12 protein-coding genes and 5 tRNA genes are annotated in these 14180 nt (G+C 73.3%); 6 read left to right on the plus strand and 11 right to left on the minus strand.

Annotation, left to right across the window (positions count from 1 at the left end):
* Positions 1–101: 101 nt before the first annotated feature.
* Positions 102–842, minus strand: coding sequence for an SLATT domain-containing protein (locus ACMATS_RS20165; protein WP_336410151.1), 741 nt, complete (start codon positions 840–842; stop codon positions 102–104).
* 287 nt (positions 843–1129) lie between these two features.
* Here ACMATS_RS20165 and purD point away from each other — a divergent pair, with 287 nt between their 5' ends.
* The 6 genes from purD to ACMATS_RS20195 all read left to right on the plus strand — a co-directional run bounded on the left by purD (position 1130) and on the right by ACMATS_RS20195 (position 9127).
* Positions 1130–2377 carry a phosphoribosylamine--glycine ligase gene (gene purD, locus ACMATS_RS20170; protein ID WP_390781347.1) on the plus strand — a complete coding sequence of 416 codons (1248 nt, stop codon included), beginning with the start codon at positions 1130–1132 and terminating at the stop codon, positions 2375–2377.
* Positions 2378–2651: 274 nt separating this feature from the next.
* A complete protein-coding gene (locus ACMATS_RS20175) occupies positions 2652–4313 on the plus strand; it encodes a hypothetical protein (RefSeq protein WP_391150485.1) in 1662 nt (553 codons plus the stop codon).
* Positions 4314–4488: 175 nt separating this feature from the next.
* Positions 4489–5967, plus strand: coding sequence for a N,N-dimethylformamidase beta subunit family domain-containing protein (locus ACMATS_RS20180; protein WP_414168641.1), 1479 nt, complete (start codon positions 4489–4491; stop codon positions 5965–5967).
* Positions 5968–6038: 71 nt separating this feature from the next.
* Complete coding sequence (locus ACMATS_RS20185) at positions 6039–6938, plus strand: phosphoribosylaminoimidazolesuccinocarboxamide synthase (RefSeq protein WP_414168642.1); 900 nt, start codon at positions 6039–6041, stop codon at positions 6936–6938.
* Positions 6939–7067: 129 nt separating this feature from the next.
* On the plus strand, positions 7068–7775 hold the full coding sequence (locus ACMATS_RS20190) for a response regulator transcription factor (RefSeq protein WP_390781351.1): 708 nt from the start codon (positions 7068–7070) through the stop codon (positions 7773–7775).
* Positions 7772–9127 carry a sensor histidine kinase gene (locus ACMATS_RS20195; RefSeq protein ID WP_414168643.1) on the plus strand — a complete coding sequence of 452 codons (1356 nt, stop codon included), beginning with the start codon at positions 7772–7774 and terminating at the stop codon, positions 9125–9127. Before ACMATS_RS20190 ends, ACMATS_RS20195 begins: the two co-directional genes overlap by 4 nt.
* A 48-nt stretch (positions 9128–9175) precedes the next feature.
* Here ACMATS_RS20195 and ACMATS_RS20200 read toward each other — a convergent pair.
* From ACMATS_RS20200 to ACMATS_RS20245, 10 genes are all read right to left on the minus strand, one after another.
* Positions 9176–9248: transfer RNA gene (locus tag ACMATS_RS20200), tRNA-Gly, on the minus strand.
* A 35-nt stretch (positions 9249–9283) separates the two neighbouring features.
* Positions 9284–9910, minus strand: coding sequence for a response regulator transcription factor (locus tag ACMATS_RS20205; protein WP_390781353.1), 627 nt, complete (start codon positions 9908–9910; stop codon positions 9284–9286).
* The gene (locus ACMATS_RS20210) at positions 9907–11184 is read right to left on the minus strand and encodes a sensor histidine kinase (protein WP_414168644.1); all 1278 of its coding nucleotides are present in this window, start codon (positions 11182–11184) and stop codon (positions 9907–9909) included. The genes ACMATS_RS20205 and ACMATS_RS20210 overlap by 4 nt, the downstream gene beginning before the upstream one ends.
* Positions 11157–11960, minus strand: coding sequence for an ABC transporter permease (locus ACMATS_RS20215; RefSeq protein WP_414168645.1), 804 nt, complete (start codon positions 11958–11960; stop codon positions 11157–11159). The genes ACMATS_RS20210 and ACMATS_RS20215 overlap by 28 nt, the downstream gene beginning before the upstream one ends.
* A complete protein-coding gene (locus ACMATS_RS20220; protein WP_414168646.1) occupies positions 11960–12913 on the minus strand; it encodes an ABC transporter ATP-binding protein in 954 nt (317 codons plus the stop codon). The genes ACMATS_RS20215 and ACMATS_RS20220 overlap by 1 nt, the downstream gene beginning before the upstream one ends.
* Positions 12914–13047: 134 nt before the next feature.
* Positions 13048–13120, minus strand: a tRNA-Gly gene (locus ACMATS_RS20225).
* A 93-nt stretch (positions 13121–13213) separates the two neighbouring features.
* Positions 13214–13285 (minus strand) — tRNA-Gly (locus ACMATS_RS20230).
* Positions 13286–13329: 44 nt separating this feature from the next.
* A tRNA-Gly gene (locus ACMATS_RS20235) sits at positions 13330–13401 on the minus strand.
* Between the two features lie 44 nt (positions 13402–13445).
* Positions 13446–13517 (minus strand) — tRNA-Gly (locus ACMATS_RS20240).
* A 137-nt stretch (positions 13518–13654) separates the two neighbouring features.
* The gene (locus ACMATS_RS20245; protein ID WP_336410140.1) at positions 13655–13972 is read right to left on the minus strand and encodes a histone-like nucleoid-structuring protein Lsr2; all 318 of its coding nucleotides are present in this window, start codon (positions 13970–13972) and stop codon (positions 13655–13657) included.
* Between the last annotated feature and the right edge of the window lie 208 nt (positions 13973–14180).

Below are 14180 nucleotides of genomic sequence, written 5' to 3' on the forward strand. Positions count from 1 at the left end.
GGGGCGCGGGGCTGTTTCGATTTGCGGCTCCGCCGCGTGGGCGCGACCAGCCCCCACCGGCCCGCAGCCGAAGAACTGCCCCCCAGGGGCCCCGCGGCGCGCTAGCGCGGCGACTCCGGCGGCCGCTGCCGCGGCATATTGGGCCGCGTCCCAGGGGGCAATGGGAACCGACCGATTGCCCCCCCGGCATCACCACGAGGCGACCACGCCACCAGCGACTGCGTCAGCAGCGGCGCCGGCCCGGCCCGGAACTCCACCATCCAGTCCGCCGTCTCGGCCCGTACCAGCTCGGACACGTCCTCCGAGAAGCGCCGCAGCACGGTCAGACACCGCTCGGCGGCCTCGCTGGCCGTGCCCTCCGTCGGCCCGAGAACCTCGCGCACGCACTCCGACGCCCAGTCGAACTGCAGGGCCTCCAGGCGCCGTTGCACCGCCTGCGCCGTCGCGACGGCCCGCATCCAGCCCGTCGTCAGCCCGAAGTAGCGGTCGCAGGCCACGCACGCCACCGCGCCCAGCAGGAAGAGGAACGCCCAGGCCGTGCCCCCGCGCAGCGCCTTCGTCAGCTCCAGCACCGGCAGCGCGGCCCCGATCACGGCGCACACGGCCGCCGCGAGCCGCAGCGCACGGGCCCAACGGCGCTTCCAGGCACGGTCGGCGAGGTACCAGTCGGCCAGATACAGTGCGCCGCTCTCCACCCACCGGTAGAGCTCGTCGAGCCGCACGGCGGGTTCGCCCCAGTCCCCCTGGGGAAAGGTCCGGCCGCGCAGGTCGCCCCGGTGCTGCCCTCCCTGGCCTCCCTGCTCCCGCGGAGGCCCCTCGGGCTGCATCTCAGGCTGGCTCACCCCTGCTCTCCCTTGATCTGTCGTCCGTCTTGATTTGTCGCCTTGTCGCGTTGCCGCCATGGCGTCATAGCTGTGCGCAGCTTCCTTCCTACCGCCGAACGGTTGGCGTTGGAGGCAAGATCCGGCCTTTTCCGTCCGTAAGTGCAGGGGAATCGGGTATAGGGCGCTCGCACCCTCACTCGAAAGAGTGGGCCGGAGAGGTGACGGAGCTCCCACGGAGGTTCCTACGAGCAGGGCCCGGGGCCCGCGTCGTAGTGATCGACAGGGCAGGCCGTAGGGTGACCCCTGTGAAGGTCCTCGTCATCGGCGGCGGCGCCCGCGAACATGCCCTGTGCCGCGCTCTCTCCCTCGATCCCGACGTCAGCGCGCTGCACTGCGCCCCCGGCAACGCCGGGATCGCCGACGTCGCCGAGCTGCACCCGGTGGACGCCCTCGACGGCGCCGCCGTGGCGGAGCTCGCCGCGGCGCTGGGCGCGGACCTCGTGGTGGTCGGCCCGGAAGCCCCCCTGGTGGCGGGCGTGGCCGACGCGCTCCGGGAGCGCGGCTTCCCCGTCTTCGGCCCGTCGGCCGAGGCGGCGCGGCTGGAGGGCTCGAAGGCCTTCGCCAAGGACGTCATGGCCGCCGCGAACGTCCCCACGGCCCGCAGCTACGTGTGCACCACCCCGGAGGAGGTCGACGAGGCCCTGGACGCCTTCGGCGCCCCGTACGTCGTCAAGGACGACGGCCTCGCGGCGGGCAAGGGCGTCGTGGTCACGGCCGATCTGAAGGCCGCGCGCGAGCATGCGCTGGCCTGTGACCGCGTGGTGATCGAGGAGTTCCTGGACGGGCCCGAGGTCTCGCTCTTCGCGCTCACGGACGGCGAGACGGTCGTCCCGCTGCAGCCCGCGCAGGACTTCAAGCGCGCCCTCGACGGGGACGAGGGCCCCAACACCGGTGGCATGGGCGCCTATTCGCCGCTGCCGTGGGCGTCGCCGAAGCTCGTCGACGAGGTGCTGGAGAGCGTGCTGCAGCCCACCGTGGACGAACTGCGCCGCCGGGGCACGCCCTTCTCCGGGCTGCTCTACGCGGGCCTGGCGCTCACCTCGCGCGGGGTGCGGGTGATCGAGTTCAACGCGCGCTTCGGCGACCCGGAGACCCAGGTCGTGCTCGCCCGCCTGAAGACCCCGCTGGCCGGACTGCTGCTGGCCGCCGCGACGGGCGGCCTGGCCGAGGTGCCGCCGCTGCGCTGGAGCGACGGCGCGGCCGTCACCGTCGTGATCGCCTCGCACAACTACCCGGGCACCCCGCGCACGGGCGACGTGATCGAGGGGCTGCCGGAGACCGCGGAGAAGGACGAGGCGTACGTGCTCCACGCCGGCACCGCCCGGGACGCCGAGGGCCGCGTCGTCAGCGCGGGCGGCCGGGTCCTGTCCGTGACCGCGACCGGCGCCGACCTGGCCACCGCCCGGGACCGGGCGTACGCGGCGGTGTCCCGGATCCGGCTGGAGGGTTCGCACCACCGCACGGACATCGCGGAGCAGGCCGCGCGGGGCTGAACGGGACCGGTGCCGTACAACCTCTGCCCAAAGCCATTCGATCGGGTGACCGATCCCCCAACCGGCTGACGGATGCCGTGCCCGCAATCTAGGGTCGGCGGAGGCCGCCTGCCGTCCGACTGACGGGGCGGCCCAACTGGCCCACCGGCATTGCGATGTCGGAGGCCGGTGCCACAGTGGGGGAGACAGGCAAAGGACTGCGGCACGGGCCCCGTCGGGCCCGCGCCGCACACCTCGGCGGAGCACTACCGGCAACTGGGGGTGATCAGGTCCCGTGGCAGTTCCCGAAACCGGCGCGCACGCCGCGCGCACCCGAGCCCTCGCCGTGCTGCGCGTGCGCAGCGCCGCGCTGGCCGTCGCCCTGCTGCCCGCGGCGGCGGCGGTCGTGCTGCTCACGGGCCGGCTCACCGGCCACATCCCGGACGGCTCCGGCTGGGAGACGCTCCGCGGGGCGGTGGGCGTCCTCGCCGTCGCCGTGCTGCTGCTGGCGGCCGCCGTGGCCGCCGTGGTCGCCCGGGCGAGACCGGCCCTCAGCCCCACCGTCCCGATCCCCGAGGAGACCGCCCCCGACCTCTACCGCCTGGTCCGCGACCTCGCCGACCGGCTGGACGTCCCGGCGCCCTCCGCGATAGCCCTCACCCCCGACTGCGACAGCTGGCTGGAGGACCGCACGCATCCCGCGCACGCCTCCGCGCGCGGCGTCCTGCCGTCCCGCGGGCGGGCCTGCGCGGCCCCCGTGCTGGTGATCGGCTCCCCGTTCCTCTGGTGGATGCGGGTCGCCGAACTGCGCGCCCTGCTCGCCCCCGTGGTGGCGGGCACGGGCCCCTCCGCCCACCCCGACATAGCGGCCGCGCGCCGTTTCGTCCGCGGGCTGGACGCCGCGGTGGCGGTCGCGGCCGGGCGGCCCGCCCTCGCCTTCGTGGGCTGGGCCGCCCGGCTGCTGCTGCGCTCCTGCCGCGGCCACGCCGCCGAGATGGAGCGCGGTGTGGCCGCAGCCGCCTCCGAGCGCGCCCAGACCGTGGACTACGGGCTGCGCATCGTCGCCCAGGAGCAGGTCGGCCTCGCCTACGCCGGCTGGGACCGGCTGCTGAACCGGGTCGCCCTGCCCGCCTGGCGGATGGGCCGCTGGCCCTCCCGGCTGGACGCGGGCGTGGTCTCCGCGCTCACCGAGCTCTCCCGCCGCGACCGGCTGGCGGAGGGCTTCGCCTCCCGGCTGGGCGAGCGGCCCGCGTGCGATCTGCTGGAGGAGCCCGGCGTCATCGACGAGGCCGCCTCGCTGCTGGCCGCCCGGCTCTTCCACGGCGGCCCGCAGGAGCCCGGCCCCGGTTGGTCCCCGGTCGCCTGGAGCCAGTACCCGGAGGAGGTCGTGGACCGCAAGTGGCGGCTGGAGGCCGCCCGGCTGCACCGTGTTCTCGACGTTGTCGACGACCTGGCCTCCTACGGCGCCGCCGGCGCCCTGACCGGCCCCGGCCCCGACGCCACCCCCGCGGCACCCACCGTGGCCCGCGTCCTGGAGCGCCTCAGCGGCCCGGCGGGCAGCGGCCTCGGCGAGGAGCTGGGGGTGCGGCTGAGCGCCGAAGTGGCCCGCGAGGCCGCCCTGGAGGAGCGCCCGGAGTACCCCGGCGCGGCCGTCCCCGCGGGCGACCCCCGGTGCGACGGCCTGGCCCCGCTGTTCCCGCTCCAGCCGCCGCGCAGCGGCCGCGAGCTGCTCACCGACCACGTGACGGCCATGGTGTGCTGCGCCGCCGTGGACACCGCCGGCGCCGTCCCCGGCCTGGACTGGCTGGACGGCCCGGCCCTGCTGGTCGGCGGCGCCCGCCGCGCGGACCTGGTCCGTACGGTGCTGAGTCTGGTCGAGGAGGGGGACGGCGAGCCGCTGCGTGCCTGGCTCGGCGAGGTCGGCGTGCGGTCGGAGAAGCCGGTACGGCTGGTCTGACCCCTGGCGAACAGGCCTGGCTGATGTGACGATGTGACGCTGCGTATGGGCTCGGACCATCACTTTCGGGGAATTTCGCGACGACCGGTGACGAGCCGGACCGTCCATGTGCTCTGCTGGGACGGCTGAGGCGGGACGGAACCGGCGCCACGGGGGCACAGGGGAGGGAGCGCAGATGGGTACGGACCAGATCCGCCGCTGGGAGTCCGGCGCGCTCGCGCACGCCGTCTCGGATCCCTTCGGCCAGGGCCCGCTGCCCTGGCTGCGTGGTGACGAGTACTACTTCGCCGACACCGGCCAGATCATCCCCTGGTACGTGGACCCGGTCCCGGACCGGGCCGGCCCGGGCGTGCCCGCGCCCCGCCGCCCCGGCCCCCGCACGGCCGACGACGTCCACCGCCAGATCAAGGGCTTCGCCACCGCGAGCACCGTCGCGCCCGGCGAGGCCGTGGACTTCCGCATCACCGTCGACCCCCCGCAGCAGTTCGGCGTGGACATCTACCGCATCGGCCACTACGGGGGCGACGGCGCGGCGAAGATCAGCAGCAGCCCCCGGCTCTCCGGCATCGTCCAGCCGCCGCCGCTCACGGTCGAGCGCACGGTCTCCTGCCACCACTGGTGGCTCTCCTGGCGGCTGCAGATCCCCGGCTACTGGAGCACCGGCGCCCATGTGGCCGTCCTGACCACCGCCGACGGCTACCGCAGCCACATCCCCTTCCTCATCCGCGACGCCACCCCCGCCGACCTGCTGCTCGTCCTGCCCGACATCACCTGGCAGGCCTACAACCTCTACCCGGAGGACGGCCACACGGGCGCCAGCCTCTACCACGCGTGGGACGCGGACGGCCGGCTGCTCGGCGAGGAGGGCGCGGCCACCACGGTCTCCTTCGACCGCCCCTTCGCGGGCGCCGGCCTGCCGCTGCACGTGGGCCACGCCTACGACTTCATCCGCTGGGCCGAGCGCTACGGCTACGGCCTCGCCTACGCCGACACCCGCGACCTGCACGCGGGCCGCATCGACCCCTCCCGCTACCGGGGCATGGTCTTCCCCGGGCACGACGAGTACTGGTCGGTGCCCATGCGGCAGGCCGTGGAGGCCGCGCGGGACGCCGGCACGTCGCTGGTCTTCCTCTCCGCCAACACCATGTACTGGCAGGTCGAGCTCGCCCCCTCGCCGGCCGGGCCCGACCACCTGCTCAGCTGCCGCAAGCGCCGTGGGCCCGGGCGCTCGGCCCTCTGGAGGGACGTTTCTCCTCCTGAGCAGCAGTTCCTCGGCATCCAGTACGCGGGCCGGGTCCCGGAGCCCGCCCCCCTGGTCGTCCGCAACGCCGACCACTGGCTGTGGGAGGCCACCGGCGCGGGCGAGGGCGACGAGCTGCCCGGCCTCGTCGCGGGCGAGGCCGACCGCTACTACCCCCGGACGGCCCTGCCCGAGCACACCCGCCGGATCCTCCTGGCGCACTCGCCCTACAAGGACGGCGAGGGCGCCGTGCGCCACCAGGAGACCTCGCTGTACCGGGCCCCGAGCGGCGCCCTGGTCTTCGCCGCGGGCACCTTCGCCTGGTCCCCCGCCCTGGACCGGCCCGGCCACACGGACGCCCGCGTCCAGCGGGCCACGGCCAACCTCCTGGACCGCATCTGCAAACGCTGCTGATCCCCGCCCCGCCGCCGTCCGGACCCATGCGGCAGAATCGAGGGGCTTGGACAAACCACCAGGAGGATTGCGTGTCCGGATTCGTCGAGAAGCCCGAACCGGTCGAGGTGCCGGGGCTCGTGCACCTGCACACGGGCAAGGTCCGCGACCTCTACCGCGACGAGCACGGCAATCTGGTGATGGTCGCCAGCGACCGGATGTCCGCATACGACTGGGTGCTGCCCACCGAGATCCCGGGCAAGGGCCGCATCCTCACGCAGCTGTCCCTGTGGTGGTTCGACCGCCTCACGGACCTCGTCCCGAACCACGTGATCTCCACCGACGTCCCGGCCGGCGCCCCCGCGGACTGGGCCGGCCGCACGCTCGTCTGCCGCTCCCTGGACATGCTCCCCGTCGAGTGCGTGGCCCGCGGCTACCTGACCGGCTCCGGCCTCGCCGAGTACCGGCAGACCCGCACGGTCTGCGGACTGGCCCTCCCCGAGGGCCTGGAGGACGGCTCCGAACTCCCGTCCCCCATCTTCACGCCCGCCACCAAGGCGGAGGTCGGCGAGCACGACGAGAACGTCCCGTACGAGGAGGTCGCCCGCCGGGTGGGCGCCGAGACGGCGGCGCAGCTGCGGCAGCTGACCCTGGCGGTCTACGGGCGCGCCCGGGACATCGCCCGGGACCGCGGCATCATCGTCGCGGACACCAAGTTCGAATTCGGCTTCGGGGGACGGGACCTGGTCCTCGCGGACGAGGTCCTGACCCCCGACTCCTCCCGCTTCTGGCCGGCGGAGGAATGGCAGCCGGGGAGGGCGCAGCCCTCCTACGACAAGCAGTTCGTCCGCGACTGGCTGACGTCCCCGGAATCCGGCTGGGACCGCGACGGCGAACTCCCTCCGCCCGAGCTCCCGGCGGAGGTCGTGGAACGCACACATGCCAAGTACGCGGAGGCGTACGAACGCCTCACGGGCACCAAGTGGGCCTGACGGCCCGGCACCGCCGGACAGTGCGTTCTTCGGCTGCGCGACAAGCCACAGGCGGCCCGCACCGGATAAGAGTGCTCTCAGACACGGCGTGCCAGAGTGGGCGGTGCCCGCACGATCACGGAGGCTCGCATGCCCACGACGCCAGTCGTCCTGGTCGTCGACGACGACCCGGACGTCCGCGCAGCGGTCGTCGACGGCCTCACCGTCGAGGGCTACGACGTCCGCTCGGCAGCAGACGGCCTGGAGGCCCTTTCGGCGATCGCCGAAAGGGCCCCGGCGGCCGTCGTCCTCGACCTCGCCATGCCCGTCCTCGACGGCCTCGCCGTCTGCCGCCGCCTCCGCTCGCTCGGCGACCGCACCCCCGTGCTCGTCCTCACCGCCCGCGACGCCGTCTCCGACCGGGTCGCGGGCCTGGACGCGGGAGCCGACGACTACCTCGTCAAACCCTTCGCCCTGGACGAGCTCCTGGCCCGCCTCCGGGCCCTCCTCCGCCGTGCGGCACCCCCGGAGACCCTCGAAGCCGAGGGCACCGACCTCGCCTTCGCGGACCTCCGTGTCGACCCGGTCACCCGCACCGGCGTGCGCGGCAGCGCCGAACTGGACTTCACCCGCACCGAGTTCGCCCTGCTGGAGGTGTTCCTGCGGCACCCGGGGCAGGTGCTGCCCCGCGAGGTGATCCAGGAGCGGGTCTGGGGAACGGACTTCGGCCCGGAGTCCAACTCCCTCGCGGTCTACATCGGTTACCTGCGCCGCAAGCTGGAGACGGGCGGCGCGCCCCGCCTGATCCACACCGTGCACGGCGTCGGCTACCGCCTCAGCGAGCCGGGCGACCGGTGAGACGCCTCCGCCTCCGCGGCCGCCTGGCCCTGGTCACCTCCGCGGCCGTCGCCCTCGTCGCGCTCGGCGTCCTGGCCGCCGCGTACGTCGTCATCCGCTACGAGCTCGGCCGCCAGCTGGACCTCCAGCTCAAGCAGCAGGCCTCCCTGATCACCCAGCAGAACCGCGGCAGCAACGCCCACGGCGCGCTCTACGGCGAGTGCTCCTGGCTGGCCGCACCCGCCTGCGCCCAGCTCGTGCCCGCCGACCCCACGGCCCCCGGCCAGAGCGGCCTGGTGCTGCCCGTGACCGGTGCCACCCGCCGCGTCGCGGCCGGCACCCTGGGCCCGTACTACAGCAACATCAGCCACAACGGCCGCGCCCTGCGCATGTACACACAGCAGTACCCGGGTCACCTCGCCCTCCAGGTGGCCGTCCGTTCCGACACCGTCGACCAGGGCGTCCGGCAGGCGGGCCTGCTGCTCGGCGCGGTCGGCGGCGCCGGCGTCCTGCTCGCGGCGGGCCTCGGCTATGCCACGTCCCGGACGTCCCTGCGCCCCGTCACCCGTCTCACGGCCACCGCCGAGCGCATCGCCGCCACCCGCGACCCCGCCCACCGCATCGAACTGCTCCCGTACGAGGCGCGCCGCCAGGACGAGATCACCCGCCTCGCGACCAGCTTCAACACCATGCTCGGCGAGCTGGAGGAGGCGGTCGCCGCCCAGCGCCGCCTCGTCGCCGACGCCTCCCACGAGCTGCGCACCCCGCTCACCGCGCTGCGTACCAACGCCGAACTCCTCGCCCGCGCCGACCGGCTCTCCGTCGCCCAGCGCGACCGTGCCGCCGAGAGTCTGAGCCGCCAGATGCGCGAGGTGACGGGCATGGTCAACGACCTGATCGAGCTGGCCCGCGACGAGGAGCCGCAGCCGCTGGTGGAGCAGGTGCGCCTCGACGGCCTCGTCGAGCGCTGCGTGGCCCAGGCCCGCGGCCACTGGCCGCACACGGTCTTCACCGTCGACGTGACCGAGGTCACCATCCTCGGCGTCCCGGCCCGGCTGGCCCGGCTGCTGTCCAACCTGCTCGACAACGCCGCCAAGTTCAGCCCGGCCGGCGCGATGGTGGAAGTGCGCCTGGCCCGTACGGACGGCGCCGCCGACCTCACCGTTCGCGACCACGGCCCCGGCATCTCCGCGGAGGACCTGCCGTACGTCTTCGACCGCTTCTACCGCTCCCGCCAGGCCCGTGCCCTGCCCGGTTCCGGCCTGGGCCTGGCCATGGCCCGGCAGATCGCCCGGGCCCACGGGGCGGAGCTCACGGCGGAACGGGCCGAGGGCGGGGGAGCGCGCTTCCGGCTCAGCTTCCCGGGAAGCTGAGGACACGACGAAGGCCCCGGTCGCAGTGACCGGGGCCTTCGCTTTCCGAGCGGACGACGAGACTCGAACTCGCGACATCCACCTTGGCAAGGTGGTGCTCTACCAACTGAGCTACGTCCGCATTTCGCGCCGCTCTTCCGTGCGGTGCGAGAACCACTATAGCCAACCCTGAGCCCGTGCTGTGCGCGCTGCCGCGTGACGGTTCTCCGCGCCCAGCTTCGCGGCGGCCGAGGAGAGGTAGTTGCGGACCGTTCCCGGCGTCAGCGAGGCCCGCTCCGCGATCTCCGCGACGGGGGCTCCGTCCTCGGCCAGTTCCAGCAGTTCGGCCTCGCGCGCGGTCAGCGGCGAGTCGCCCGCGCTGATCGCGTCGGCCGCCAACTCCGGGTCCACGTAGCGGTTTCCGGCGTGCACGGTGCGGATGATCTCGGCGAGCCGCTGGGCCGAGACGGTCTTCGGGACGAACGCGCGCACCCCCGCCTCCAGGGCCCGCTTGAGGTGTCCGGGGCGGCCGTGACTCGTCACGATCATCGAGCGGCACGAGGGCAGTTCGGCCCGCAGGGATGTGGCCACCGTCACACCGTCGGCACCCGGCATCTGAAGATCCAGCACCGCCACGTCGGGCCGGTGCACCCGCGCCATGGCGAGCGCCTCCGGGCCCGAGGCGGCCTCGGCGACGACCTGCAGATCGTCCTCGAGCCCCAGCAGGGCGGCGAGGGCGCCGCGGATCAGGTGCTCGTCGTCGGCGAGCAGTACGCGCAGTGGTTCTTGAGGCTCCCCGGTCATGCGGCCGTCCCCTCCCCGATCTCCGCCGTCAGCCGGAACGTACCCCGGTCCCCGGGCCCGGCCACCAGCGTGCCCCCCAGCACCGCCAGCCGCTCCCGGAGCCCCGCGATCCCCGAGCCCCCCTTTCCGGCCGGCGCCGGGCCCCCGTCCCGGACGCCGTCGTTCTCTATGACCAGCACCGCCCGCGCCCCCGCGTCCACCACGCGCAGCCGCACCGCACAGCGGGTCGCCTCCGCGTGCCGCAGCACGTTGGTGGTCGCCTCGCGCACCACCCACCCCAGGGCCGACTGCACCGGGGCCGGCAGCCGGTCGCTGCCCGAGCCGTCGATGCGGCACTCGATCCCGGCGGCGCTCAGCACCCCGCGCGCGCCCTCCAGTTCCGTGTGCAGATCGGCCTCCCGGTACCCGCGCACGACCTCGCGGACCTCGCGCTGGGACTCCTGCGCAATGCGCTGCACCTCGGCCATCTGCTCCAGCGCGGCGGGCGAACCGCGCCGCCCGAGCTGCACCGCGAGCTCGCTCTTGAGCGCGATCACCGCGAGGTTGCGGCCCATCACGTCGTGCATGTCCCGCGAGAACCGCAGCCGTTCCTCGGCCACGGCGAGCCGGGCCTGGATCTCGCGGGCGGCGTCGACCTCCCAGACGATGGCGAGCATCCAGCCGGACATGCGCACCACCAGCATGATCCATCCGCAGATGAACAGCAGGAAGACCGCGTCGCCCACCGTCTCCGGCGCCGTCGCCCCGGTCGCGGCGAACAACAGCGCCGTCAGGACCGAGCCCACCGTGGTCACCGCTGCGTAGACGCGCTTGCGGACGAGCAGGCAGTAGGCGCCGAGGGGCGGCGTGGCGGTGGACATCGTCATCATGAGTCCGGGGTGCACGCCCGGCTCCGTCGGGGAGGGCAGCGCCATGATGAGGCCCGTCGTCACCGCCAGCAGCACCAATGAGCAGGCCATCCGCCGGCGCAGCTCGGCCGGCTTGCCGAGGTAGCGGTCGAGGGCCCGTTGCAGCAGGCCCATGCCGATCCAGCACTGTGCTGCGGTCCCGGCCGCCAGTGCCAGGGCGGTCCGGCCCGCCATGCTGCCGTCCGCGCTGGCCACGATGGCGACCGCCTGGACCGCGAAGGAGAACCACGGGACGACGTTCAGCGCCCAGCGTATGTACAGGTCGATCTGTCCGACCTTGTTCCGGCTGCGAAACGTCCGCACCCACCCGACCACGAACCGTCCCCCTGCTGCTTCGCTCAGTGCCGCGGTTCCCAGCGGAACCACCGGCGTACAGCAAACACGGCCACCACGGTCCAGGCCAACGCGGCCCCGAGGTGCCCCAGCGCCGAGGCCGTGTCCGCACCGCCGAGCCAGCCGGTGCGCACCAGTTGGAGCACCGGCGTCATGGGCAGCACCTCGCAGAACGTCGCCAGCCCACTGGGCATGGCCTCCAGCGGCCAGAACATCCCGGAGAAGAACATCGAGACCATGACGAACGGCATCGCCGTGAGCTGGGCGCTCTCCGAGTTCTTGGTGAACCGGGTGGAAACGGCGGCCAGCGCCGCGAGCAGCACGATCCCCAACAGCATGCCCGCCACGAGCAGTTCGGGCCGGACCGGCGCCCGCATGTGCAGCCACAGCGAACCCACGACCACCAGCAGGACGCACTGCACGAGGGCGATGGCCGCGGAGGGCAGCGCCGTCCCCGCGAGGATCTCCGCATCGTTCGCCTCGCCCGTCCGCAGCCGCTTGAGCACGAGCTCCTGGCGCCGCGCGGTGTAGACGGTGATGAGGCTGGTGTGGACGACGAAGATCAGGACGTAACCGAAGGCGCCCGTCATCGTCACCTCGGCCAGGGACATCCCCGCCCGGCTCAGGTCGACGTTCTTCGTCGCCGACCGCAGCGCGTAGATCATGAGGACCGGCATCACCAGGGCCGTGTACAGCGCCACCCGGTTGCGTCCCAGCAGCTTCATCTCCGCCCGGCCGAGCGCCAGCGCCCGTCCCGCGACGGTCGTCGTGCTCGTCGAGACCCCCGTACCCGTCGTGCCCACCGCCATCACGCGTCCCTCCCGGACTCCGCCGCCGTACCCGCTATCGCCAGGAACGCCTCTTCCAGCGAGGCGGTCCGTGCGTCGAGCCCCTCGAGCTCGACGTCCTTGTCCCGGGCCCACAGCAGCAGCCCGGTCAGCGTCCGCTGCAGCTCCCGGGTCTGCAGCTCCACCCGTCCGCCCGTCTCCTCGTGCCGGAGCACCCCCAGCTCGGCCAGCGGCGGCAGATCGCCGACGAACCAGCCGTCCGGCATCGCGAAGCGGATCCGCGCCGGGTACGCGCCGATCACCTCGCCCGGCGTCCCGGAGGCCACGATGTGCCCCCGGTGCATGATCGCCAGCTGGTCGGCGAGGGCCTCGGCCTCCTCCAGGTAGTGCGTGGTGAGCAGGATCGTGGTGCCCTCCGCGCGCAGCTGCCGGACGAGTTCCCAGGTGGTGTGCCGGGCCTCCGGGTCCAGCCCGGTCGTGGGCTCGTCGAGGAAGAGCACCTCGGGCCTCCCGAGCAGGGCCAGCGCGAGGTCCAGCCGCCGCCGCTCGCCGCCCGAGAGCTGCTTGACGCGCACGTCGCGCCGCCCGCCGAGCCGGACGAGGCCGAGCGCCTCGTCGACGGGCCGGGCGCCGCTCGTGCAGCCCGCCCACATCGTCACCGTCTCCGCGGTCGTCAGCTCGGCCGGGAAGCCGCCGTCCTGCAGCATCATCCCGATCCGCGGCCGCACGACCTTGCGTTCGGCGTACGGATCGTGGCCGAGCACCCGCGCCGAGCCGCCCGACGGCCGGGCGAGGCCCTCCAACAGCTCGACGGTGGAGGTCTTGCCCGCACCGTTCGTCCCCAGCAGCGCGAAGAGCTCCCCGCGCCGGACGTCGAAGGAGACGTCCCGTACCGCCTCGTACCCCTTGTCCCCGGCCGGCCCGTAGCGCCGCCGCAGCCCTGAGGCCGTGATCACACTGTCCCCGTGGTTCATGTCCCCAAGCCTCCCGGTGGATCCGGGCGGGAGGCAGTGCGAGCTGTCACGACTTGGGATGACGAATGTCATCGGCGACCGGCCCGGGACACGACGAAGGCCCCGGTCGCAGTGACCGGGGCCTTCATTCTCCGAGCGGACGACGAGACTCGAACTCGCGACATCCACCTTGGCAAGGTGGTGCTCTACCAACTGAGCTACGTCCGCATGCCTCCGACCGACGCTCCTCAAGAAGAGGGGCCACCGGGCGGCGCGAACACCACTGTACCGGACTCCGGGGAGTGGTCGGTAAGCGATGAGAGCGGGTGACAGGAATCGCACACTGCGCCTCCCCCTTGGAAAGGGGGCGCTCTACTACTGAGCTACACCCGCATGTCCGTCCGACGCGGCCGCGGATGCGGCCGGTGAACGGTCAGAGCGGGTGACAGGAATCGCACACTGCGCCTCCCTCTTGGAAAGAGGGCGCTCTACTACTGAGCTACACCCGCGCGTCCGTCCAGCGCGGCCGCGGATGCGGCCGGTGAACGGTCAGAGCGGGTGACAGGAATCGCACACTGCGCCTCCCCCTTGGAAAGGGGGCGCTCTACTACTGAGCTACACCCGCGTGACCTCCGAAGTGCCGCCCGGTTTCCCGGACTTGCCCCTCGGCGTTGATCCAGACTCTAGCTGATCACCGGGGGTGCTTGGCAAATCGGTGCCCGGCCGGGGCCGGCCGGGCGGGGACGCGGCGGCCGGGGCCCGTCAGGCCCCGGCGTTGAACGCCTCGTAGACCTTCTTGGGGATGCGCCCGCGGGGCGGCACGTCCATGCCGTGCGAGCGGGCCCAGGCGCGCACCGCCGCCGGGTCCGGGGAGACGGCCGTGCGGTGGTAGACACGCCCCGACCGCGACTTCTTGCGGCCGACCGCCACGTAAGGCGCGAGCAGCTTTCGCAGTTTCTTCGCATTGGCTGTGTTCAGGTCGATCTCGTACGACTTGCCGTCGAGCCCGAAGGCGACGGTCTCCGCGGCTTCCCCGCCGTCGATGTCGTCGGAGAGGGTGACCACTACGCGCTGCGCCACGGAAATCGGTCCTTTCGGCCGGTATCGCCGCGGTGACCTGCGGCGATGCAGGGGTTTCTATGGTTTGCCGACGTGTTCTCGGCCAATACATATTCATTTGTACAGCAAAGGGCATTGCGGAGTGAAGCCCAGTTAATTCCGTCCGGGCCGCCCGGTGCAATGGGAACCGGGTGTTCGCCCGGCATTTTTCCGGAATTTTTTCCCGGGC

The sequence above is a fragment of the Streptoverticillium reticulum genome (genome assembly GCF_047456005.1).
GTDB lineage: Bacteria > Actinomycetota > Actinomycetes > Streptomycetales > Streptomycetaceae > Streptomyces > Streptomyces reticulum.

Bases quoted from the DNA above. Each gene is read 5' to 3' on its own strand.
- ACMATS_RS20190 (WP_390781351.1), top strand. From the start codon at position 7,068: ATGCCCACGACGCCAGTCGTCCTGGTCGTCGACGACGACCCGGACGTC.
- ACMATS_RS20220 (WP_414168646.1), bottom strand. From the start codon at position 12,913: ATGAACCACGGGGACAGTGTGATCACGGCCTCAGGGCTGCGGCGGCGC.
- ACMATS_RS20180 (WP_414168641.1), top strand. From the start codon at position 4,489: ATGGGTACGGACCAGATCCGCCGCTGGGAGTCCGGCGCGCTCGCGCAC.
- ACMATS_RS20205 (WP_390781353.1), bottom strand. From the start codon at position 9,910: ATGACCGGGGAGCCTCAAGAACCACTGCGCGTACTGCTCGCCGACGAC.
- ACMATS_RS20215 (WP_414168645.1), bottom strand. From the start codon at position 11,960: ATGGCGGTGGGCACGACGGGTACGGGGGTCTCGACGAGCACGACGACC.